Source organism: Streptomyces sp. NPDC042336, assembly GCF_055581985.1.
This window is the reverse complement of record NZ_JBVJEA010000006.1, coordinates 346,735-367,501: the sequence shown is the minus strand read 5'-3', so window position 1 is coordinate 367,501 and position 20,767 is coordinate 346,735. Positions and strand designations below refer to the sequence as shown.

General features: G+C 73.6%; 20 protein-coding genes. 10 read left to right on the top strand and 10 right to left on the bottom strand.

Annotated features, from left to right (window positions below; genetic code table 11):
• Positions 1 to 56 precede the first annotated feature (56 nt).
• The 4 genes from ACZ6IM_RS16510 to ACZ6IM_RS16495 all read right to left on the bottom strand — a co-directional run bounded on the left by ACZ6IM_RS16510 (position 57) and on the right by ACZ6IM_RS16495 (position 5,464).
• Positions 57 to 2,186 (bottom strand): xanthine dehydrogenase family protein molybdopterin-binding subunit, encoded by a 2,130-nt coding sequence (locus tag ACZ6IM_RS16510; RefSeq protein WP_469557159.1) that lies wholly within the window; start codon positions 2,184 to 2,186, stop codon positions 57 to 59.
• A gap of 28 nt (positions 2,187 to 2,214) precedes the next feature.
• Positions 2,215 to 3,207, bottom strand: a complete 993-nt coding sequence (locus ACZ6IM_RS16505; RefSeq protein ID WP_052841160.1) for an FAD binding domain-containing protein — start codon at positions 3,205 to 3,207, stop codon at positions 2,215 to 2,217.
• Entirely contained in the window at positions 3,204 to 3,767 is a 564-nt protein-coding gene (locus ACZ6IM_RS16500) for a 2Fe-2S iron-sulfur cluster-binding protein (RefSeq protein WP_052841161.1), read from the bottom strand. The genes ACZ6IM_RS16505 and ACZ6IM_RS16500 overlap by 4 nt, the downstream gene beginning before the upstream one ends.
• A 536-nt stretch (positions 3,768 to 4,303) precedes the next feature.
• Positions 4,304 to 5,464, bottom strand: coding sequence for a hypothetical protein (locus ACZ6IM_RS16495; protein WP_469557156.1), 1,161 nt, complete (start codon positions 5,462 to 5,464; stop codon positions 4,304 to 4,306).
• Positions 5,465 to 5,657: 193 nt separating this feature from the next.
• Between ACZ6IM_RS16495 and ACZ6IM_RS16490 the strand changes: the two genes are divergently transcribed.
• A complete protein-coding gene (locus tag ACZ6IM_RS16490; RefSeq protein ID WP_052841163.1) occupies positions 5,658 to 6,452 on the top strand; it encodes an SDR family NAD(P)-dependent oxidoreductase in 795 nt (264 codons plus the stop codon).
• A gap of 95 nt (positions 6,453 to 6,547) precedes the next feature.
• Here the strand turns inward: ACZ6IM_RS16490 and ACZ6IM_RS16485 are convergent, their stop codons facing one another.
• The gene (locus tag ACZ6IM_RS16485; RefSeq protein ID WP_052841164.1) at positions 6,548 to 7,618 is read right to left on the bottom strand and encodes a YihY/virulence factor BrkB family protein; all 1,071 of its coding nucleotides are present in this window, start codon (positions 7,616 to 7,618) and stop codon (positions 6,548 to 6,550) included.
• A 188-nt stretch (positions 7,619 to 7,806) separates the two neighbouring features.
• Here ACZ6IM_RS16485 and ACZ6IM_RS16480 point away from each other — a divergent pair, with 188 nt between their 5' ends.
• The 4 genes from ACZ6IM_RS16480 to ACZ6IM_RS16465 are packed head-to-tail and all read left to right on the top strand — an operon-like array spanning position 7,807 to position 9,971.
• Positions 7,807 to 8,202 (top strand): hypothetical protein, encoded by a 396-nt coding sequence (locus ACZ6IM_RS16480; protein WP_052841165.1) that lies wholly within the window; start codon positions 7,807 to 7,809, stop codon positions 8,200 to 8,202.
• On the top strand, positions 8,199 to 8,993 hold the full coding sequence (locus tag ACZ6IM_RS16475; protein WP_469557155.1) for a hypothetical protein: 795 nt from the start codon (positions 8,199 to 8,201) through the stop codon (positions 8,991 to 8,993). Before ACZ6IM_RS16480 ends, ACZ6IM_RS16475 begins: the two co-directional genes overlap by 4 nt.
• Before the next feature lie 38 nt (positions 8,994 to 9,031).
• The gene (locus ACZ6IM_RS16470; RefSeq protein WP_052841166.1) at positions 9,032 to 9,556 is read left to right on the top strand and encodes a roadblock/LC7 domain-containing protein; all 525 of its coding nucleotides are present in this window, start codon (positions 9,032 to 9,034) and stop codon (positions 9,554 to 9,556) included.
• 40 nt (positions 9,557 to 9,596) lie between these two features.
• The gene (locus ACZ6IM_RS16465; protein ID WP_052841167.1) at positions 9,597 to 9,971 is read left to right on the top strand and encodes a roadblock/LC7 domain-containing protein; all 375 of its coding nucleotides are present in this window, start codon (positions 9,597 to 9,599) and stop codon (positions 9,969 to 9,971) included.
• A 90-nt stretch (positions 9,972 to 10,061) separates the two neighbouring features.
• Here ACZ6IM_RS16465 and ACZ6IM_RS16460 read toward each other — a convergent pair whose 3' ends face one another.
• On the bottom strand, positions 10,062 to 11,426 hold the full coding sequence (locus tag ACZ6IM_RS16460) for an FAD-dependent oxidoreductase (RefSeq protein WP_052841168.1): 1,365 nt from the start codon (positions 11,424 to 11,426) through the stop codon (positions 10,062 to 10,064).
• Positions 11,427 to 11,667: 241 nt separating this feature from the next.
• On the opposite strand from ACZ6IM_RS16460, the gene ACZ6IM_RS16455 reads away from it, so the two are divergent.
• Positions 11,668 to 13,137 carry an MFS transporter gene (locus ACZ6IM_RS16455; RefSeq protein ID WP_469557153.1) on the top strand — a complete coding sequence of 490 codons (1,470 nt, stop codon included), beginning with the start codon at positions 11,668 to 11,670 and terminating at the stop codon, positions 13,135 to 13,137.
• A gap of 31 nt (positions 13,138 to 13,168) precedes the next feature.
• On the opposite strand, the gene ACZ6IM_RS16450 is transcribed toward ACZ6IM_RS16455, so the two are convergent.
• Complete coding sequence (locus ACZ6IM_RS16450) at positions 13,169 to 13,315, bottom strand: hypothetical protein (RefSeq protein WP_104633223.1); 147 nt, start codon at positions 13,313 to 13,315, stop codon at positions 13,169 to 13,171.
• A gap of 163 nt (positions 13,316 to 13,478) precedes the next feature.
• Between ACZ6IM_RS16450 and ACZ6IM_RS16445 the strand changes: the two genes are divergently transcribed.
• Positions 13,479 to 13,652 (top strand): CsbD family protein, encoded by a 174-nt coding sequence (locus tag ACZ6IM_RS16445; protein WP_052841170.1) that lies wholly within the window; start codon positions 13,479 to 13,481, stop codon positions 13,650 to 13,652.
• Positions 13,653 to 13,769: 117 nt separating this feature from the next.
• On the opposite strand, the gene csnA is transcribed toward ACZ6IM_RS16445, so the two are convergent.
• Positions 13,770 to 14,612 carry a chitosanase CsnA gene (csnA, locus tag ACZ6IM_RS16440; RefSeq protein ID WP_469557151.1) on the bottom strand — a complete coding sequence of 281 codons (843 nt, stop codon included), beginning with the start codon at positions 14,610 to 14,612 and terminating at the stop codon, positions 13,770 to 13,772.
• Between the two features lie 143 nt (positions 14,613 to 14,755).
• The gene (locus ACZ6IM_RS16435) at positions 14,756 to 17,503 is read right to left on the bottom strand and encodes a SpoIIE family protein phosphatase (RefSeq protein ID WP_469557149.1); all 2,748 of its coding nucleotides are present in this window, start codon (positions 17,501 to 17,503) and stop codon (positions 14,756 to 14,758) included.
• 417 nt (positions 17,504 to 17,920) lie between these two features.
• On the opposite strand from ACZ6IM_RS16435, the gene ACZ6IM_RS16430 reads away from it, so the two are divergent.
• Complete coding sequence (locus ACZ6IM_RS16430) at positions 17,921 to 19,258, top strand: glycoside hydrolase family 10 protein (protein WP_469557147.1); 1,338 nt, start codon at positions 17,921 to 17,923, stop codon at positions 19,256 to 19,258.
• Positions 19,259 to 19,482: 224 nt separating this feature from the next.
• Complete coding sequence (locus tag ACZ6IM_RS16425; RefSeq protein WP_052841173.1) at positions 19,483 to 19,911, top strand: ATP-binding protein; 429 nt, start codon at positions 19,483 to 19,485, stop codon at positions 19,909 to 19,911.
• 8 nt (positions 19,912 to 19,919) lie between these two features.
• On the opposite strand, the gene ACZ6IM_RS16420 is transcribed toward ACZ6IM_RS16425, so the two are convergent.
• Complete coding sequence (locus ACZ6IM_RS16420) at positions 19,920 to 20,393, bottom strand: STAS domain-containing protein (RefSeq protein WP_469557145.1); 474 nt, start codon at positions 20,391 to 20,393, stop codon at positions 19,920 to 19,922.
• A gap of 90 nt (positions 20,394 to 20,483) precedes the next feature.
• Between ACZ6IM_RS16420 and ACZ6IM_RS16415 the strand changes: the two genes are divergently transcribed.
• On the top strand, positions 20,484 to 20,738 hold the full coding sequence (locus tag ACZ6IM_RS16415) for a hypothetical protein (RefSeq protein WP_469557224.1): 255 nt from the start codon (positions 20,484 to 20,486) through the stop codon (positions 20,736 to 20,738).
• The last annotated feature ends 29 nt before the right edge of the window (positions 20,739 to 20,767 follow it).

The window sequence follows — 20,767 nt, the reverse complement described above, 5'->3', positions numbered from 1 at the left end:
CCGACAGCGCGTGGTCCGCGCCGGAAGACGAACCGGCGCGGACCACGCGTGTGCCGTCAGACGCCCAGCATGCCCGCGGGATGCTCGTGCTCCAGCAGGGCGGTGAGCACCCGGTCCGGAGTGAGCGGAAGTTCCCGGAAGCGGACGCCGGTGGCGTGGCGCACGGCGTTGCCCACCGCCGCCGCCGAGCCCACGATCCCGATCTCGCCGATCCCCTTGCTGCCCATGGGGTTGAGGTGGCCGTCCTCCTCGTCGACCCAGTGCGCCTCGACGTCCGCGACGTCCGCGTGCGCGGGCACGTGGTACGACGCCAGGTCGCGCTCGACGAAGTCGCCGAACACCGGGTCCACCGTGCTGTCCTCGGTCAACGCCATCCCCAGGCCCATCGTCATGCCCCCGATGAACTGGGAGCGGGCCGTACGCGCGTTGAGGATGCGGCCCGCGGCGAAGACACCCAGCAGCCGGGTCACCCGCACCTCACCGGAGACGGTGTCCACGGTCACCTCGGCGAAGTGCGCGCCGAACGCGTGCCGGGCGAAGGGGCTCTCCGCGTCCGCCGTCCCGGAGGTGTCGGCCTCGGCCGTGACCCCCTCGTCCGGCAGTGGGCCCGAGTGCTCCGCCAGCCGGCCGGCCAGCCGGACACACGCCTCGTGGACGGCCGACCCCCAGGACGCGGTGCCCGAGGAACCGCCGGCCATCGGGGCGAACCCGATGCCGCTGTCGGCGACTTCGACGCGCACCCGGTCCAGCGGGACGCCGAGGGCGTCGGCCGCGATCTGCGCGAGAACCGTCCGGGCGCCGGTGCCGATGTCGGTGGCGTTGACCCGCACCAGGAAACCGCCGTCGGGCCGGGCGCGCGCCGAGGCGACGCACGGCGAGACCAGCACCGGGTAGGTGGCGGAAGCGACCCCACTGCCGATGAGCAGGGGACCGGCCTCGCGCGAGCGGGGCCGGGGGTCGCGGTCCTCCCATCCGAAGCGCCGGGCGCCCTCGCGCAGACACTCCACCAGATGCCTGCTGCTGAAGGGTCGTCCGCTGTCCGGCTCGCTCTCCGGTTCGTTGCGGATCCTCAGCTCCACCGGGTCGATGCCGAGTTCGACGGCCAGTTCGTCCATCGCGGACTCGAGGGCGTACATGCCGGGGCACTCGCCGGGAGCGCGCATCCAGGACGGTGTGGGCACGTCCAGCGCCGCCACGCGGTGGACCGTACGCAGGGCGGGAGCGGCGTACATGACCCGCGCGGGGACCGCCGCCTGCTCCACGAACTCCTTCACGCGCGAGGTGTGCGTCGTCACTTCGTGCACGAGCGACGTGAGCCGGCCGCCGTGGTCCGCGCCGAGGCGCAGCCGGTGCAGGGTCGGCGCGCGGTGCCCGACGACGGCGGGCAGGTAGCGGCGCGGCAGCGCGACGGTCACCTGCCGCCCGGTCTCGCGCGCCGCCATCGCGGCCAGTACCACCTCGGGACGCGGCGTGCCCTTGGAACCGAACCCTCCGCCCACGTGCTCGGCGCGCACCGTGATCCGGTCCTCGGGCAGTGCGAACAGGCGCGCCAGTTCCTTCTGCACCGCCGTGGTGCCCTGGCTGGAGCACTGCACGGCCAGCCGGTCGCCGTCCCAGTGCGCCGTACTGGCGTGCGGCTCCATCGGGTGGTTGTGCAGCGGCGGCACCCGGTACTCGACGTCCACCCGGGTCGCCGAGGAGGCGAAGGCGCCGTCCGGGTCGCCCTGCTCGGTGACGGCCGGAAAGCCTCCGTTGGCCGACTCGGGGACGTACGCCCCGGAGTGCGAGGCGGTGAGCGTCACGTCGTGGGGCTCGGTCTCGTAGGTGACGCGGACGGCGGCGGCTCCGGCGCGGGCCGCCTCCAGCGTCTCGGCCACCACCACGCCCACGAACCAGCCCCGGTGCGGGACGTGCGGGTCCTGCAGCACGGCCAGCGTCGGGTCGTCCGGGGTGCCGAGCCGGGGCGCGTTCTCGTGGGTGAGCACCGCGAGCACGCCGGGCAGCGCGAGCGCGGGCGCGGTGTCGACGCCCGTCACCCGGCCCCGTACGACGGTCGCGGGCACGGGCCAGGCCTGGGCGCGGCCCGGTGCCGGGTACTCGGCGGCGTACCGGGCGGTGCCGGTGACCTTCTCCCGCCCTTCCCGGCGCTCGACGGGAGCGCCCAGGACGGCATCGGTGGCGGTCATGGAGTCCTCCTCGTGGACGCCTCGGTCGTCAGGTCGTGGCGGGCGGGGCGAGCCGGCCCAGTACGTCCAGGGCCAGCCGGCGGGCCAGCGGCACCTTGTAGGCGTTGTCCCGCAGCGGTTCCGCCGCGGCCAGCTCCAGGTCGACGGCGTGCTCGAACGCCGCCGTGGTGGGCGCCGCGCCCAGCAGCGCGTCCTCGGCCCGCCGGGCCCGCCAAGGCCGGTGCGCCAGCGCGCCGAAGGCGATCCCGGCCCGCTCCACCACCCCGTCCGCGAGGTGCAGCACCACGGCGACGGAGGCCAGCGCGAAGGCGTACGACGCCCGGTCGCGGGCCTTGCGGTACGCCGAGGGCAGCCCGGCCGTGGCCGCCGGCAGGACCACGCCGGTGATCAGCTCGCCGGGGTGGATCTCCGTGTCCCGCTCCGGATGCAGGCCGGGGAGCCGGTGGAAGTCGGCGGCGGGCACGCTGCGGGTGCCCTCGGGGCCGTGCAGCTCCACGCGCGCGTCGAGGGCGGCCAGCGCCACCGCCATGTCCGAGGGGTGGGTGGCGATGCACTGGTCGGAGTGGCCGAGGACCGCGTGATCGCGGTGCACGCCCTCCAGCGCGCCGCAGCCGCTGCCGGGCTCCCGCTTGTTGCAGGGCTTGGACACGTCCTGGAAGTAGGGACAGCGGGTGCGCTGCAGCAGGTTGCCGCCGGTGGTGGCGGCGTTGCGCAACTGCCCGGAGGCACCGGCCAGCAGTGCCTGGGACAGCGCCGGGTAGCGGTCGCGCACCGCCGGGTGGGCCGCGAGGTCGCTGTTGCGGACCATCGCGCCCGCCCGCAGCGCGCCGTCCGGCAGCTCCTCCACGGTGTCCAGCGGCAGCCGGGTGACGTCGACGAGCGCGGCGGGCGTCTCCACGCCGAGCTTCATCAGGTCGACGAGGTTGGTGCCGCCGCCGAGGTAACGGGCGCCGGGGTGGGCCGCGTAGGCCTCGGTGGCCTCCTCGACGCTGTCCGCGCGTACGTAGGCGAAGGGCTTCACGGGATCACGTCCTCGACCGCGTCGGCGATCCGCGGATAGGCGCCGCACCGGCACAGGTTGCCGCTCAGCCGCTCCCGGATCTCGTCCCGGCCCAGCGCGACGGGCTCCCCGGAGGGTGTCGCGGGGTCGGTGACGTGGGACGGATGCCCCGCCGCGGCCTCGGCGAGCGCGCCGACCGCGGAACAGATCTGGCCCGGGGTGCAGTAGCCGCACTGGAAGGCGTCGCGGTCCAGGAAGGCGCGCTGCACCGGGTGCAGCTCCTCGCCGTCCCCGGCGAGACCCTCGACGGTGGTGACCTCACAGCCGTCCAGGGCGACCGCGAACAGCAGGCAGCTGTTGACGCGCCGCCCGTCGACCAGGACCGTGCAGGCGCCGCACTGACCGTGGTCGCAGCCCTTCTTGGCGCCCGCGAGTTCGAGGTCCTCCCGCAGGAGGTCCAGCAGGACGCGACGGTGATCGACGGTGAGGGTGTGCGGTTTGCCGTTGACGCGGAGCGTGGTCTGCGAACGGGAGGACTCCGGTGGGCGGGAAGCGGGGGCGCTGTCGTGCTGGCTGTCCATGGCGTCGATGACCTTCCGGGACGGGCCGTGCTCCTGTGCCGTCCGCGTATCCACCTCGCGGCGGATGACACGTGAGGGTGCCCTCACCCCACGCCCTCGCGCCCACCCTTGCCGCGTGGGCGTCCGGCGCTGGGCGGTGTCCACGATCGGCGTGACTGGTCTGCGCCCGGGGCCGCCGGCCCGTCCGGCATTCGCCGGGGGAAGCCGCGGGACCGGGGCGGTCCGACGGGGGTTGCGGCCGTGCCTCTGGAGCAGCCGAGCCTTTCGGCGTGCGGGGGCCGTCTCCGCGGGTCCCCCGGCCCGGGCCGGCCCGCTCGTTCGGTCCGCTCGTGCGGCCTGCGGCCTGCGGCCCGGTGTCTGCGGCCCGGTGTCTGCGGCCCGGTGTCTGCTGGCCGTGGGCCACAGGGGTGCTGACCGGGTGGAGCCGCCGAGGCTTGCGGCGTTCCGGGGCGGCCGCCGCAGGGGCCCCGGTCGCCTCGGCCCGGGTCCGGGTCTCCCGGCCGGGCCCGCGCGTTCGGTCGGGCGGACGGGAGGGGTCAGGCGTCGGCCCCCGGGGTGCCGGGAGGCTCCGGGGTGTCGCGGGCGGGGGCGTCCGGGCGTGGGGTGCGGGCGGAGCCCCTGAACCGCTCCAGCGTGCGGGTCAGACTCCGCAAGGGGGAGGCCGGGGGTGTCTGGGACGGTGCGGGTCCGGCCGGTGCCGCCGCGGCGGACTCCCGGTACACGGCGAGGGCCTCGGCCGCGCGCTCCGCCGCCTCCCGGTACAGGTCACGGGACTGCGTCATGGCCTCGAGCGCCTCGGCGTACATCGCCACCAGCTTGCGCTCGCGCTCCAGCTCCTCCTCCAGCGTCAGCAGCCGCCAGTCCTCCCGCAGCGAGCCGAGGGCCGCCACCGCGTCGTCGGGCAGCGGCCTGGGCAGCGCGGCGAAGGAGGTCACCGCCGCGATCAGCCCGGTGGGCTCGGAGCCGTCCAGGAAGACCGTGCGCACGGAGAAGTCATCGGCGGCGAAGTCGGCCGGAGCCGGTGTGCCGGGCAGCACCACGGCGCCGCCGCGCGGCACCTGGACGCCGAAGTCCTCCAGGGCCCAGTTCACCACCCGCAACTGCTGCGGCGCGGCGCGGTGCTCCACCACCCGGTGCCGCAGTCCGGGCGGCAGCCGCTGCGCCAGCGGTACCCGGCCGCGGTGGTCCGGGGTCATTGCCTCGTGCACGACGACGTGGATGTTCCACGGGCTGCGCCCGGCCTCCTTGAGCAGCCTGCGCACCGCCTTGTCGTCGTCGGGCAGGGTGTTGATGCCCCGCAGCCGCAACCCCGTGGCGGCGTCCCGGTCCCAGGTGACGTCCGGGTCGTCCGGCCAGAACACGGTGGCGGGGGAGGGCCAGGCGAGGTCCCAGGCCTCCTCGGCCTCCGCGAGCAGCGTCCACTCCTGGCCGCCCGCCGAGCCGGGCTCCAGGATCAGCCTGGCCCGCACGGTGACGGCCCCGGGGGCCTTCCAGCGCGCCTCGAAGATCCGGGGGCCCGGGGTCGCGGCGGCCGCCGGCTCGTCGGGCGGCTCCAGGAAGTCGTCGATGACGTGGTCGTCCTTGAGCCGCCGCAGCCGGCGCAGGACGGTGTCCTCGGCCGCGGAGCCGACATGGCGGCCGCGAGCGGCCCACAGCGTGGGCGGATGCGTGGGGCGGGCGGTGGGAGAGGTCGGCATGGGTCCATCTGGAAGCAGGGGCACGGACGTAGGCAAGTATCGTCGCCGCAGGTCAGTCGAGAGCACCGGGGTCCGCCGACCGGGCGGGCCGCGGCGCGGCGCACGGTGCGGGCGGCCGGGGCGCGGGTGCGTCGTGAGCGAGGGTGGGCAGGAGCAACCCGACCGACCGTACGGCACGACAGGGAGCGACGTGATGAATCTCGACCTCGGCGGACGCACCGCACTGGTGACGGGCTCCTCGCAGGGCATCGGGGCGGCGATCGCCGCCGGGCTGGCGCGGGCCGGTGCCACCGTGGGCGTCAACGGGCGCGACGCGGGGCGCCTGGCGGAGAGCGTCGAGAAGCTGCGGGCCGAGGTGCCGGGCGGCGCGTTCGTGCCGGTCGCGGCCGACCTCGGTACCGGGGAGGGCGCCGAGCGGGCCCTGGAGGCGCTGCCCGACGTGGACGTCCTCGTGAACAACCTCGGCGTCTTCGGCGCCGCGCCCGCGCTGGAGATCAGCGACGCCGAGTGGCGCCGCTACTTCGAGATCAACGTCCTCGCGGGCGTCAGGCTGACGCGCGCCCATCTCCCCCGGATGAGGGACCGCGGCTGGGGCCGGGTGCTGTACATCGCGAGTGACTCGGCCGTCGTGATCCCGTCCGAGATGATCCACTACGGGGTGTCCAAGACGGCCCTGCTCGGAGTCGGCCGCGGCTTCGCCAAGGAGGCCGCGGGCAGCGGCGTCACGGTGAACTGCGTCATCGCGGGCCCCACCCACACCGAGGGCGTCGAGGACTTCGTGTACCAGCTGGTCGACCGCGACCTGCCCTGGGACGAGGCACAGCGCGTCTTCATGCGCGAGCACCGCCCGCAGTCCCTGCTCCAGCGGCTGATCGAGCCGGAGGAGATCGCCAACCTGGTGGTGTACCTCAGCTCCCCGCTCGCCTCGGCCACCACCGGCGCGGCCGTCCGGGTCGACGGCGGATACGTCGACTCGATCCTGCCGTAGCGTTCCACGGCCCCACCCGGCGGCGTCCCGAAGCGGGCCGCGGCCTCGTCGTCGAGTTCGACGCCGAGGCCGGGGGCGTCGCCGGGGTGCCGGCCTCACTCGTCCTCGGCCGCGCGCCGCCGGTCCGCCTCGTTCCACGCCCGGGTGTCGCGCGGCTCGACGTACGGCTCCTCGTCGGGCGGGAAACCGCCGTCGATGACCCGCTGCCGGGCCAGCTCCGCGTCGAACTCCAGGCCGAGCAGGATCGCCAGGTTGGTCACCCACAGCCACACCAGAAAGACGATGACACCGGCCAGGGTGCCGTACGTCTTGTTGTACGAGCCGAAGTTGGCCACGTAGAAGGCGAATCCGGCGGAGGCGAGCAGCCAGATCAGCAGCGCGACCAGGCTGCCCGGAGAGATCCACTTGAAGCCCTTGACCCGGGCGTTCGGCGCGGCCCAGTACAGGATCGCGATCATGAAGGTGACGAGCAGGACCAGCACCGGCCACTTGGCGATCGACCACACGGTCAGCGCGGTGTCGCCGACACCGAGTGCCGTGCCCGCCTGCCGGGCCAGGCTTCCGGTGAACACCACGATGAGCGAGCTGACCACCGCGAGCACGAGCAGCACCACCGTCAGCGCCACGCGCAGCGGCAGCACCTTCCACACCGGGCGCCCCTCGGGCATGTCGTAGACCGCGTTGGCGGCGCGGATGAACGCGGCCACGTAGCCGGACGCCGACCAGACCGCGCCCACCAGACCGACCACGGCCAGCACGGAGCCCAGGCCCGCCTTGGCCTGCAGTTGCTCCACGGCGTTCGTGATCACGTCCCGCGCGGAACCCGGCGCGAGCTTCTGTACGTTGTCCAGGACCTCCTGGGTGGCGGACTCCCCGGCGATGCCGAGCAGCGAGACCAGCACCAGCATGGCCGGGAACAGCGACAGGATGCCGTAGTAGGTCAGGGCGGCGGCCCGGTCGGTCAGCTCGTCGTCCTTGAACTCGGCGACCACGCGCCGCGCCAGCGCGGACCACGAACGCCCGGGCAGTTCGGTGGGGGAGTCGGGAGCGGCGTCCTCGGTGGCGGCGTCGGGACCGTAGTCCTGGTCCGTCCTCTCGCCGCCCGGTGCGTCCGCCGGGGTGTCCTTCGTGTGCTTCCCACTGCGGGGGAGGTGGAGTCGGGCCATGCACCCCGGGTTGCCCGTCTCGGCGTGCGCACGCTCCCTCACCGGCCCTGGAAGGGGCCGAACCCCGCAGTATGCCCGAGCGCGCGCACGTTCCTCTGGAAAATGCCAAAGCCCTCACCGGATGCGTGCACTTTCCGTAGTGTCGTCGTCACGTTCGCGGTACAGCCGTGCAGGGGAGGGGATCCGGCGTGCCCGGAATCGACGAGAGTCTGCTGGAAGCCATGCGACTGCCCGGCGCGCGCGGCGCGTCCCTGGTCGACTGGATCAGCGGGCTCGCCCTCGGCGCCGTCGGCGAGGCGCCGGGCGGCGACTGGGAGGCGACCGCCGCGGAGACGGCGGAGCTGGGCCGGCACGTCGCGGAGAGCGGCTCCCTGGCGATGGGCGGCACCGCCGAGCCCGGGAAGGAACCCCCGGTCGAGGACCTGATCGCCACCACCGGCGACGCCTACCACCTGCTCAGGTTCGTCAGCACCCCGTTCGACAGCACCGTCTTCCTCCACCTGTGGCTGGACCGCCACGACGGGAACCTCGCCCTGGCCCGCATCCGGCTGGCCGAGATGGCGGACCGGCTGGTGCTCGGATGACCCGGGTGACGACCACCTGGGCCACGCACGGGACGACGTCGGAAGCCCTCGGTGCCCTCGCGGCCGAAGGGGCGACCGGTGCCCTGTCGGGCGAGCGGGGCATCGTCTACCTCTCGGCCGGCCGCGTCGTGCACGTGGAGTCGGCCCTGACGCCCGACCTCGGCGCGCTGCTCACCCGCAGCGGCGCGGTCCCGCCGGACGGCTGGTGGGACGCGGTCGACCGGGGCGGCGCCCAGCACCGGGTCGGCCACCGGCTCGTGGACAGCGGCAGGCTCGCCGCGGGCGCGCTGGAGGTCTGCCACCTGGGCGCACTGTTCGACGCCGCGTACTTCGTGCTGGCCCACGACACGCGCGCCCGGCGCTTCCGGCCCGGCGCGGTGCACTGGCTCGGCGCGGTCCGCTCCGTCCCGGTGGACGTCGTCGTCCGCGAGTCCGGGCGCCGGCGTGCCCTGCTGGACCGGATCTGGCCCGACCCCGCCATCGACACCCAGCCCCTGGCCCGGGTGCCGGGCACGGACACCGCCGAGCTGCCCGTGCGGCGCGGTCGCACCCTGACCCAGGTCGACGGCGTACGCACCGCCGCCCAGATCGCGTCGGCGCTCGCCTGCCGCACCTACCACACCCTGGTCGAACTGCGGCGTCTGGCGGCCGACGGCCTCGTCCGTGCCGCGCCACCCGCGGCCCCGTCCCCTCCCACCGGTCCCCCCGGCCCCGAACCGCGGTCGGTCGTGTGGGACGACCCCGACACGGCCCTGCTGCGACGGCTTCGAGACGCCTTGGAGGCCCTGTGATCCGCGCGCGCCGCCGGCGCGACGAAAGGAGACTGCTCATGGCCGTCGAGAGCGACGTCCTGGACGAACTGCACCGGCTGCGCAACCGCGTGCCCCAGCTGACCGGGTCGCTCGCGGCCACCGTGGACGGACTCGTCCTGGCCCACGACGCGCCGGGCACCGAACCCGAGGGCCTCGCCGCGCTCACCGCGGCCGCCCTCGGCGTCGCGCACCGCATGGCCGAAGCCACCGCGCGCGGCGGCTTCCGCGAACTGCTGCTGCGCGGGAGCGACGGCTACGTCGCCACATACGCCGCGGGTCCGGCCGCCGTGCTCACCCTGCTCGCCGACGGCCGGGTCAACGTGGGCCGGCTGCATTTGGAGGGCCGGCGCAGCGGCGCGCGGATCGGGGAACTGGTCGCCGCCGGGATCGGGGCGGAACGCGGCCGCGCCCCGGCCGACGAGCACGGTGCCGCACTCCCCGCTCAGCCGGCCCGCCCCATCGGCACCCTGCCGGTGCGCACCCCCCAGCGGCCCGCACACCAGCCCACCCCCCAGGCCGGCGGCCACCACCGGCCGACCTGATCACCGATCGCGTACCGATCACGTCCGGAAAGGAAACACCATGGCCAACCTGGAGACCTCGCTCAAGGAATGCCTCAGCTCCATCGACGGGGCGACCGCCGTCGCGCTGGTCGACTACACCAGCGGAATGGCGCTCGGCACCCTGGGCGGCGGCAAGGACTTCAACCTCGAGGTCGCCGCCGCCGGGAACACCGACGTCGTACGGTCCAAACTGCGCACGATGGAGCACCTCGGTCTGAAGGACGAGATCGAGGACATCCTGATCACCCTGAGCAGCCAGTACCACATGATCCGGCTGCTCAAGGGCCGCGGCGGCAACGGGCTGTTCCTCTACCTGGTGCTGGACGCGAGCCGCGCCAACCTGGCCATGGCCCGCCACCAGCTGCGCCGCATCGAGAACGAACTGGAGGTCTGAGCCCGACCGCCCGTTCGCCCGCCGCGGACCTCGCGGACACGTCCGGCGCCGGCGCCCCGCCAGGAGGCAGCCGGTGCCGGACGTCCTGGCTCAGGCGCCGCTCTCGCGGAGCATGTCCTCGCGTTCGACGTACTTCACGCGCTCACGTCCCTGCGGCTCGCCCTGCGCCTTCTCCGCGGCGTCGAGCTTGTACCAGCCGTCCCAGGTGGTGAAGCGGACCTCGCGCTCGGCGAGGAAGGCGTCCACGGCCTCGGGAGCGGGCGAGGCGGGCGTCTGGAGACGGCCGTTCGCGTAGTCGTCCAGCAGGTTGGCCACCGTCTCGTTGGCGTCGCCCTTGGTGTGCCCGATCAGGCCGATCGGTCCGCGCCGGATCCAGCCCGTGACGTACGTCGACTGCAGGTGCTCGCCGGACTCCTGGAGGACCCGGCCGCCCACGTCCGGGACCGTGCCCGTCTGCAGGTCCCAGGGCAGCTTGGGCAGCTGGTCGGACAGGTAGCCGACGGCCCGGTAGACCGCCTGGACGTCCCAGTCCTTGAACTCGCCGGTGCCCTTGACGTTGCCCGTGCCGTCCAGCTCGGTGCGCTCGGTGCGCAGGCCGACCACCTTGCCGTCCTCGCCGAGGATCTCCGCGGGCGACTCGAAGAAGTGCAGGAACAGCTTGTGCGGCCGGTCGCCGACGTCGCGGATCGCCCAGTTCTCCAGCGTCTTGGCCACCATGTCGGCCTGCTTGTTGCCGCGCCGGGTCGCGATCGAACCCTCGTCGTAGTCAATGTCCTCGGGGTCGACTATGACCTCGATGTTGGGGGAGTGGTCCAGCTCCCGCAGCTCCATCGGGCTGAACTTCGCCTGCGCCGGTCCGCGGCGTCCGAAGACGTGGACCTCCAGCGCCTTGTTGGCCTTCAGCCCCTCGTACACGTTCGGCGGGATCTCGGTGGGCAGCAGCTCGTCCGCGGTCTTGGCGAGGACGCGGGCGATGTCCAGGGCGACGTTGCCGACACCGAGGACGGCGACCTTCTCCGCCTCCAGCGGCCAGGTGCGCGGGAAGTCGGGGTGGCCGTCGTACCAGGCGACGAAGTCGGCCGCGCCGTACGAACCGTCGAGATCGATGCCCGGGAGCGACAGGTCCCGGTCCGCCGTGGCGCCGGTGGCGAAGATCACACCGTCGTAGAAGGCGCGCAGATCGTCGAGGCTGATGTCGGTGGGGTAGTTCACGTTGCCGAAGAGGCGGATCTGCGGCTTGTCGAGCACCTGGTGCAGGGCCGTGATGATGCCCTTGATGCGCGGGTGGTCGGGCGCGACGCCGTATCGGATGAGTCCGAACGGGGCGGGCATGCGCTCGAAGATGTCGATGGAAACACCGGGGTCGGCGGCCACTTCGGACTTGAGCAGGGCGTCGGCGGCGTAGATCCCGGCCGGGCCGGATCCGACGATGGCTACCCGCAGAGGGCGGGGCATGTTCAGGTTCCCTTCGAGCGGTGACAGATCGACTCTCCGCGAAGCCTAAGCTAAGGCAAGCCTAAGTCGGTACGCGGGTCCGGTCTATGAGGTCATAAGCACATCTTATGGGATCTCATGGTTCCGGTTTGGGGTCCGGGTGCGCGTAACGGCCCGGCGCGGGTTTGAAGCCCTGGTCACGGGTGACGCAGGCGTGGGGACGGAGTGGTGCGTCCTCTGCCGCCTCACGAGGGGAGCCCGTGTGCAGCGTCCGGACGACAGCTTGGACCCCAACCGCTGGCGGGCCCTGTGGGTGACCCTGGTCGCCGGCTTCATGACCCTGCTGGACGTGACGATCGTCGCCGTGGCCCTGCCCTCCATGCAGCAGGGACTGCACACCTCGCCGGCGTCCGTGCAGTGGGTCGTCTCCGGCTACGCGCTCGCCTTCGCCCTGACCCTGGTGACCGCGGGCCGGATCGGCGACGCCTTCGGCAGGCGCCGCGTCTTCCTCGTCGCCCTGGCCGCCTTCGTGCTCTGCAGCGCCGCCGCGGGGGCCGCGCCCGGCATCGGACTGCTGGTGGCCGCCCGGCTCGCCCAGGGAGTCGCCGCGGGCAGCATCGCGCCGCAGAACTCGGCACTGATCCAGCAACTGTTCCGGGGAGCGGAACGCGGGCGCGCGTTCGGGCTGTTCGGCGCCACCGTGGGGGTCTCCAGCGCCGTGGGACCCGTCGTCGGCGGTCTGATCCTGGCCCTCGCGGGGCCCGAGGGCTGGCGATGGATCTTCTACGTGAACGTTCCGGTCGGCCTGCTCGCGCTGATCCTCGGCTTCCGGCTGCTGCCCCGGGTGGCGCCCGGCGGCCGGGGGCGGCTCGACCCCGTGGGCGTGGCCCTGCTCGGCGCGGGCATCCTGGCGCTGATGCTGCCGCTGGTCCTCGCCGAGGGCGGCGGCCTGACCAAGGCGTGGTGGCTGTTCCCGGCGGGGGCACTGGTCCTGATCGCCTTCGCGCGGTGGGAGCGCCGCGTCGCCCGGCGGGGCGGCCAGCCGCTCCTGGAGCCGGGGCTGCTCACCGAGACCCGCGGCTACGCCACCGGCGCGGGCCTGGGTGCCCTCTACTTCGTGGGGTTCAGCGGGGTGTGGCTCGTCTTCGCGCTCTTCTTCCAGAACGGCCTGGGCTACACACCGCTCATGTCCGGCCTGGCGGTGACCCCGTTCGCCGTGGGTTCGGCCGTCGCCGCCGCCGTGGCGGGGCGGCTGGTGGAACGGCTGGGGCGGCTGCTCACCGTCTGGGGACTGGTCGCCGTCATGGTGGGCCTGGGCACGACCGCGCTGCTGCTCTGGCTCGCGCCCTCCGGTCAGGCCGCCTGGCTCGCCGCCCCGGCCCTGCTGCTCGGCGGACTCGGCAGCGGCTGTGTGATCTCCCCGAACATCACCATGACGCTCCGCGACGTGCCGGTGCGGATGGCGGGGGCCGCCGGGGGCGCCCTGCAGACGGGCCAGCGGCTGGGCGGCGCCGTGGGCACCGCCGCGCTGCCGGGGCTCTTCTACCTGACGCTGAACGCCACCCACGACGACTACCACCGGGCCGTCGCCCTTTCGGTGGGCACCGGCGTCGCCGCCATGCTGTGCGCGCTGACCGTCGCGGTCCGCGACTTGCGCCGGGACCGCCCCGGCGGCGACCGGGACTGCCCGCCGGAGACGTCCCACAGCCACACCCACGCCGGTCAGCACTGACCGCCCCGCCGGCTCCGGCGCGCGGAGGTGCTCAGCGGCGCTTGCCGAACCTGCGCAGCATCTCCTGGGCCTGCGCGCGGCGGCGCGGGTCCGAGGCGGCCCGGCGCACCTGTTCGGTCGCCCGGCGCCCCTGCGGGCTGCGCGCGAACCGCTTGATCCGGTCCAGTACTCCGGCCATGACGTTCCTCCGAGTCGACGACGTGCCATGCGTGCTGTCCTGCCGGTGCTCGTACCCGGGGCCCCGCCGGACACCCCTGCCGGGCGTTCGCACGTTTGAACCCGCCGCACCGGGCGACCCGCCGGACAGGACATCGCACGCGAACGCCGAGAGGTGAGCCACTGTGGCCGGCAACCAGAAGTCCAAGGCCAAGATGGAGCAGGCCAAGGGAAAGGCCAAGGAAGCGGCCGGCCGGGCCGTCGGTAACGAGAGGATGACGGCCGAGGGCCGCGCCGAGCAGTCCAAGGGCGACGCCCGGCAGGCCAAGGAGAAGGGCAAGGACGCGTTCCGGCACTGACACGGAGCACGGAACCGGCGGCACACGGGCCGCGGAACCCGGCGGACGGCCGGTTCCGCGGCCCGTGTCCTGTCCGGACGCCCCGGCAGGGCGCCGAAGTCCGAGCCTGGGCGCGGGTCAGCCGATGTGGTAGGCGTCCCCGTACACGTGCCAGTCCAGCGGCGGCTCCAGGTCGAGGTTGCCCTCGTCCAGGAAGACGCGCTGCGCCGTGTCGACCCGGCTGGTGTCGCTGTGCGCCTCCTCCTGCTTCATGGCCCACACCCGCTCGTCGAGGAAGGCGTGCAGGTAGGCGACCTCGTCGCCGCCCTGGGCAGGCGGCCGGGCCCGGCCGAGCGCGCGCTCCCGGATGCTGCCGAAGCCGAGGTCGCCGCCGTCGCCGTGCATGACCATCGCGTCGTAGTACGCGAACTGTCCCAGCGTCCGCAGCCCGTCCTCCTTGCCCCGCCGCACGGCGGGGTCGAAGTACACGCGGTCGCGCTCGTCGTCCTGGGCCCGGCGGAACTCCGGGTCCTCGTCGGCGGCCCGGCGCCAGTCGTCCGGGAAGCCGGGGTCGAGGCCCTCGTGCGAGTCGGAGCCGTCGACCCGGCGCAGGGCCGGCAGATAGGGCGCGAGCACGTTGCCGGGACCGCGCTCGGTGTACAGCTCCACCAGATCGAGCATGTCGCCGGTGCCGGAGCAGAAGCCGATGATGCCCGCGGTGTAGCCGCGGCCGTCGCCGATGTCCTCGATGTACCGGTACTGCGCCTTCCAGTCGAGCGAGGAATTCTCCGCGCTCGACACCAGCTGCATGGCGATCTCCTTCTTCGCCGGGTCGTCGAGTCCCGTCGCGCGCGCGGAGGACGCCGCGGCCCGCGAGGGGATGAGCAGGGGGACTGTCGCCAGGGACGCGCATGCCATGGCGAGCACGGTACGGCGCGCGGGACCTGCGGGGCGTGCCGGGTCGGGGTAGGGGTGCCTCACGGGGTCTCCAAACGAGGTGGGGGGAGTGGGAGTCGGGAGTGCGGGCACTGACAGGAAAGTTTCCTACCAGACAACGGCGCACTGGGCACCCGTCCGGCGCGAAATTGGTACGGACCGAAGGCGACCACGCCTCCCGGTATCCGTCAGGGCACCGGCTGCTCCGCCCAGATGACCTTGCCGGCCGGCGTGTAGCGGGTGCCCCATCGCTCCGCGAGCTGGGCGACCAGGAAGAGGCCGCGTCCGCCTTCGTCCGTCATGGCCGCGTAGCGCAGGTGCGGGGAGGTGCTGCTGCTGTCGAACACCTCGCAGATCAGGCTGCGGTCGCGCACCATCCGGACGTGGACCGTCTCGCCGCCGTACCGGATCGCGTTGGTGACCAGCTCGCTCAGGATCAGCTCCGTGGTGAACGCCAGCTCGTCCAGGCCCCACTCGTCCAGCCGCCGGGTGACCTGGGAACGGATCTCGGCGACCGCCGCCGGATCGTTCGGGACGTCCCACTCGGCCACCTGGTCCGGGCCCAGCACCCGGGTCCGGGCCACCAGCAGGGCGATGTCGTCGCCCGGCCGGTCCGGGAGCCGCGCGTCCAGGACGGTCCGGCAGGTCTCCTCGGGCGTCTCGCCGGCCGTCTCCAGCGCCTGGCGCAGGTGTTCGAGGCCGACGTCGATGTCGTGCACGCGGTCCTCGACCAGCCCGTCGGTGTACAGCACCAGCCGGCTGCCCTCGGCCAGCCGCAGTTCCGTCGTCTCGAACGGGAGGCCGCCCAGGCCCAGCGGGGGCCCCGCGGGCACCTCCGGGAACTCCACGGTGCCGTCCGGCCGGATCAGGGCCGGCGGCGGATGGCCCGCCCGGGCGAGCACACAGGAACCGGCGACCGGGTCGTAGATCGCGTAGAGGCAGGTCGCACCGGTCACCGGGGCGGTGCTGTCGTCGGCCGTCTCGTCCTGGTCGATCCGTCCGACGAGCTCGTCCAACAGCCCGAGCAGCTCGTCGGGGGGCAGATCGAGGGCGGTGAAGTTGTGCACCGCCGTCCGCAGCCGGCCCATGGTGGCGGCGGCGTGCAGCCCGTGTCCGACGACGTCGCCGACCACGAGCGCGACGCGGGCCCCGGACAGCGGCAGCACGTCGAACCAGTCCCCGCCGACCCCCGCCTGCGCGGGCAGGTAGCGGTAGGCGACGTCCAGCGCGTTCTGCTCGGGCAGCCTGCGGGGCAGCAGACTGCGCTGGAGCGTCACCGCCATGCTGTGCTCGCGGGTGTAGCGGCGGGCGTTGTCGATGGAGACCGCGGCCCGCGCCACCAGTTCCTCGCCGAGCGCCAGCTCGTCCTCGTCGAACGGCTCGGGCCGCACCGACCGCCAGAAACTCACCACCCCGAGCACCAGGGTCCCCGCGCGCAGCGGGACGGTGATCAGCGAATGGATCCCGTACTCCACGATCTGGGCGGAACGCTCCAGGTCCTGTGCCTGCCAGCCCGGGGCCTCGCCGAGGCGGGGTTCCAGCACGGCCCGGCCGGTCCGCAGCGTGCGGCCCTGCGGGGACGAGTCCACGTACCGGATCTGCCGGCCCACCGGGTAGAGCGGCACGTCGTCGGTGATGCCGCTGAGCGCGGTGCGGCGCAGCGGCGTCACGCCGCCCGGCTGGCCGCCCGCGAGCACGGTGTCGAAGAGGTCGACGGTGACGTAGTCCGCGAACCGGGGGACGGTCAGCTCACCCAGTTCCTCGGCGGTGCGGGTGACGTCCAGGCTGGTCCCGAGGCCCACGCCGGCCGCGTAGAGGATGTCCAGGCGCTCGCGGGCGGTCTCGGCCCGGCCGGACAGGGCCCGCAGCTCGGTGGAGTCGCGCAGCGTCGCGACACTGCCGGCCGGGCCGCCCCGTACGTCCGTGGGGCGCTGGTTGATGGCCAGCAGCCGGTCCTTGACCAGGTGCACCTCGTCGGTGGCGGCCTGGCCCGAGGCCAGCAGCTCCGCCAGGTCGGACGGCAGCCCGAGCGCGCTGACGTGCCGGCCCTCCGCGTCGGGGGGCAGGGAGAGCAGCCGCCGGGCCTCGTCGTTGGCGAGCAGCAGTCTGCCCTCGCCGCCGACGATGAGCACCCCTTCGCGGACGCTGTGCAGGACGGCGTCGTGGTGTTCGTACATCCGGGTCATCTCGTGCGGCCCCAGGCCGTGTGTCTGCCGCAGCAGCCGACGGCTCACCAGGGCCGTGCCGCCCGTCGCCAGGGCCAGCCCGACGGCCGCCGCGCTCAGTACGAGGGGCAGCTGGCGGTCGGCGACCCCGCCCACGTTCTCGGTCGTGATGCCGGCCGAGACCAGGCCCACCACCTTCCCGCCGGGGTCCTCGATGGGCACGATGGCCTGGACCAGCGGGCCGATGGTGCCCTCGATCTCCTCGGTCACCGTCTTCCCGGCCAGCGCGGGCGCGATGTTCCCGACGAACTTCTTCCCGATGCGGTCCGGCTTGGGATGGGTGTAGCGGACGCCCTCGGGGTTGGTGACGACCACGAAGTCCACGTCCGTGGCCTTGCGCACCGCCTCGGCGCGGGGCTGGAGCACTGCCGTGGGGTCGGGGCTGCGCAGCGCCTGGAGGATGCCGGGGGAGTTGGCGAAGGTCTCGGCCACCGAGACGGACCGGTTGCGGGCCTCCACCGTGCTGTCGTGCCGCACCTGGAGCACCAGCGCGACCGCCGCGGCCACCACCAGGAGCAGCACGATGACGACGTTCATCACGAAGACCTGGCCGGCCACACTGCGCCCGGACAGCGCCGAGCGCACCGCCGAGGCAGGCCGCCCCGCGTCCCCTCCCCGCCGTGACCGGTCCGCGTCCTGCCGGTGTCGGGCGTGCGGGCCGCCGGGACGACGGGGTGACCGTTCTCCCGATCGACCCATCAGTCGGACCATGTGCCCATGTCTACACTGCCGGGCCCGGAGAGGCGAGGGGCACCCCCCGTGACACGGGGGCCCGCGGGGCGGGCGCACCGGCCCCGGCCGGCGCGAGGCGCAGGGGCGGCGACGCCCTCGTCGGTGTCGGTGCCGGGCCGCTCCACGAGACCGTCCGTGTACCGGGCCCACCCCGAACACCACCCCACCGGGCAGGTCGAGCGTAGCGGTGCGTCCGTCCGGGTGGCGCAGCAAGAAGCCGTCACCTCCCCCGGGTCGCGCACGCGGTCGGGTGAGCGTGACGTGGCGGTGACGGGGCGTTGACCTGACGGACGGGAGTCCGTAATCTCCTCCGCGACATTCGGAAATCAGACCGAAACTTTCGAACCGCATCGCCCTTCCGAACGGCCCCGCACACCGATTCAAGGACGAGATGACATGAGCATGATCGTGAGACGCCTGTCGAGGGCGGTCACCGCCGGTCTCGTGGCCGCGGCCGCGCTGACGGCCGCGGCCCACTCCGCCGAAGCCGCCGACACGCTCGGGTCGGCGGCTGCCGGTCAGGGCCGCTACTTCGGCACCGCCGTCGCGGCGGGCCACCTCGGTGAGGCCGACTACGCCGCCACACTGGACCGCGAGTTCAGCTCGGTGACACCCGAGAACGAGATGAAGTGGGACGCCACCGAGCCCAGCCGCGGCACCTTCACCTTCACCTCGGCCGACCGGATCGTGGACCACGCGCGGAGCCAGGGCATGGACGTACGCGGCCACACCCTGGTCTGGCACTCCCAACTGCCCTCCTGGGTGAGCCCGCTGGGCGCCTCCGACCTGCGCACGGCCATGAAGGACCACATCAACGGCCTGATGGGCCACTACAAGGGGGAGATCCACAGCTGGGACGTCGTCAACGAGGCGTTCCAGGACGGCGGGAGCGGCGCCCGGCGCAGCTCGCCCTTCCAGGACAAGCTCGGCGACGGGTTCATCGAGGAGGCGTTCCGCACCGCCCGCGCCGCCGACCCGGCCGCCAAGCTCTGCTACAACGACTACAACACCGACGGCGTCAACGCGAAGAGCGATGCCGTCTACGCCATGGTCAAGGACTTCACGTCCCGCGGGGTGCCCATCGACTGCGTCGGCTTCCAGTCGCACTTCAACAGCAACTCCCCGGTCCCGGCCGACTACCGGCAGAACCTCCAGCGCTTCGCCGACCTCGGCGTGGACGTGCAGATCACGGAGCTGGACATCGAGGGCTCCGGCTCCGCCCAGGCGGCCGACTACCGGAAGGTGGTGGAAGCCTGCCTCGCGGTGAGCCGCTGCACCGGCATGACCGTCTGGGGCGTCACCGACAAGTACTCGTGGCGCAGCAGCGGTACCCCGCTGCTGTTCGACGGCAACTACGGCGAGAAGCCGGCCTACGACGCCGTCCTGTCCGCCCTCGGCGGCTCGGGCGGCCCCGGCGACCCGGGCGAGGGCACCGTGAGCTGCACGGCCACGTACACCAGGACCGCGGACTGGAGCAGCGGTTACAACGGCCAGGTCACCATCACCGCGGGCGACGAGCCGATCAGGTCCTGGACCGCGACGGTCACCCTGCCCGCGCAGCAGTCCGTCTCCTCCCTCTGGAACGGCACGCCCACCTGGAGCGGCAACGTCATGACGGTGCGGCCGAGCTGGAACGGCACCCTGGCGGCCGGCGCGTCGACCAGCTTCGGGTTCACCGCGGCGAAGAACGGCAGTGACGCCGCGCCCACGGTCGGCACCTGCACCGCCTCCTGACCCGGTCGTCCCGGCGGGCCCTCCGACCGGGGCCGGCGCCGTCCCCGTCCGTATCGACGGGGACGGCGCCGGCGCGGGCGTGGACGGCCCGGGTTCGTTCAAAAAACGGCGCGTCCGGCGGAAGTTGGGGCAAAGGGTTCGTGGGAAGCGTCCTGGTGCGTATCGTGAGGCCCGGGGACCTTCGCTCCTTCCACTCGGCCCCGGACCGGACGGTGAGGCTCGGTATGACTCCGGCGCACGGACCCGACACCGCGGATGCCTCCGTCGTGTCCGCGGTCGTCGAGTTCAGGGGCGGAGCGGCGATGATCCCCGCCTCAAGGGACGTCGTGCACGGCTTCGTCGCGCGGCTCGCCGAACGGGGCCTGGACCTGACGGACGCCTTCCTGGACGCGGCCCGGCTGGTCGCGACCGAGCTGGTCACGAACGCAGTGCGGCACGCGCCCGGCCCCTGCCGGCTGGAGCTGACCCTGGTGGACGACCGGGTGGAGTTCGCGGTGTCGGACACGGGGGACGCCTTCCCCACGTTCCTGCCCCGTGACCCGGTGCGGGTCGGCCGGCACGGGCTGGAGATCGTGACCCGGTTGTGCGGCGAGGTCATCACCAAGCCGCACGCGGCCGGGAAGACGGTGTACGCGCGCCTGCCGCTGGGCTGACCCGCCGCTCAGGCGGCCAGGGCCTGCGCCACGCTCGGGTAGCAGGGAATGAGCGTGTCGACGCCCACCAGCCGCAGCACCCGTTCGACGGGGTCGCGCGGTGCGGCGAGCCGGAACCAGACGCCGCGCGCCTCGGCGGCCCGGTGCACGGAGATGAGGACGTTGATGCCGCTGGAGTCGAGGAATCCCACCTCGCCGAAGTCCACCACGGTGCCCGGCGCCGACTCCACCGATGCCAGCAGGACCTCGCGCAGCTGACTGCTGCCGTCGAGATCGACCTCCCCGGCGAGGCTCACGAGACTGACGCCGCCGCCCGTGGTGGTACGGGTGATCAGCAGCCGCTCCGGTACTGCCGCTCCCTCGGTCTCCGCCACGCTGCCCTCGTCTCTCGTGTGCGCCGCATATGCCCCGGCCGTCGTCGGTGGCTTGATGTTAAGGCCCTTGGCGGCCCGCGTGGTCCACTTGAGCAGACCGGAACGCATCGGCCGGAGGGACCGCGGGGGCTCGACGCGCGCGACGGCGTTCCTCTGACTACGGTCGGAGGTGTGGTGGTACACACATTCGAGGAACTCGTGCACAAGCGCCGCGCGGCCGACCTGGCACAGCACCGGGTCGAGGAGCTGCGCGACTCGTACGGGCCTCCCACGCAGCACCAGTGGACCCCGCGGCAGTCGGACACGTACGAGACCGCCGTACGGGCCTGGCGCGACCTGGACCGGGACGCGCGGACGGCGATGGCAGAGTACGTCAAGGAGGGAGGCCAGTCCCGGCACAAGATCGAGGCGAAGCTCCGCAGGGCCGTCCAGGAGGACGACCGGAGCACCTGACGGGAGGGGCCGACCCCGGCCCCTTCCGG

What these genes read in the sequence shown, in the direction of transcription:
- ACZ6IM_RS16430 (WP_469557147.1), top strand. Translation starts at nt 17,921, where the DNA reads ATGAGCATGATCGTGAGACGCCTGTCGAGGGCGGTCACCGCCGGTCTC.
- ACZ6IM_RS16490 (WP_052841163.1), top strand. Translation starts at nt 5,658, where the DNA reads ATGAATCTCGACCTCGGCGGACGCACCGCACTGGTGACGGGCTCCTCG.
- ACZ6IM_RS16465 (WP_052841167.1), top strand. Translation starts at nt 9,597, where the DNA reads ATGGCCAACCTGGAGACCTCGCTCAAGGAATGCCTCAGCTCCATCGAC.
- ACZ6IM_RS16420 (WP_469557145.1), bottom strand. Translation starts at nt 20,393, where the DNA reads ATGCGTTCCGGTCTGCTCAAGTGGACCACGCGGGCCGCCAAGGGCCTT.
- ACZ6IM_RS16510 (WP_469557159.1), bottom strand. Translation starts at nt 2,186, where the DNA reads ATGACCGCCACCGATGCCGTCCTGGGCGCTCCCGTCGAGCGCCGGGAA.
- ACZ6IM_RS16500 (WP_052841161.1), bottom strand. Translation starts at nt 3,767, where the DNA reads ATGGACAGCCAGCACGACAGCGCCCCCGCTTCCCGCCCACCGGAGTCC.
- ACZ6IM_RS16450 (WP_104633223.1), bottom strand. Translation starts at nt 13,315, where the DNA reads ATGGCCGGAGTACTGGACCGGATCAAGCGGTTCGCGCGCAGCCCGCAG.
- ACZ6IM_RS16425 (WP_052841173.1), top strand. Translation starts at nt 19,483, where the DNA reads ATGACTCCGGCGCACGGACCCGACACCGCGGATGCCTCCGTCGTGTCC.
- ACZ6IM_RS16460 (WP_052841168.1), bottom strand. Translation starts at nt 11,426, where the DNA reads ATGCCCCGCCCTCTGCGGGTAGCCATCGTCGGATCCGGCCCGGCCGGG.
- ACZ6IM_RS16435 (WP_469557149.1), bottom strand. Translation starts at nt 17,503, where the DNA reads ATGGTCCGACTGATGGGTCGATCGGGAGAACGGTCACCCCGTCGTCCC.
- ACZ6IM_RS16495 (WP_469557156.1), bottom strand. Translation starts at nt 5,464, where the DNA reads ATGCCGACCTCTCCCACCGCCCGCCCCACGCATCCGCCCACGCTGTGG.
- ACZ6IM_RS16475 (WP_469557155.1), top strand. Translation starts at nt 8,199, where the DNA reads ATGACCCGGGTGACGACCACCTGGGCCACGCACGGGACGACGTCGGAA.
- ACZ6IM_RS16485 (WP_052841164.1), bottom strand. Translation starts at nt 7,618, where the DNA reads ATGGCCCGACTCCACCTCCCCCGCAGTGGGAAGCACACGAAGGACACC.
- ACZ6IM_RS16470 (WP_052841166.1), top strand. Translation starts at nt 9,032, where the DNA reads ATGGCCGTCGAGAGCGACGTCCTGGACGAACTGCACCGGCTGCGCAAC.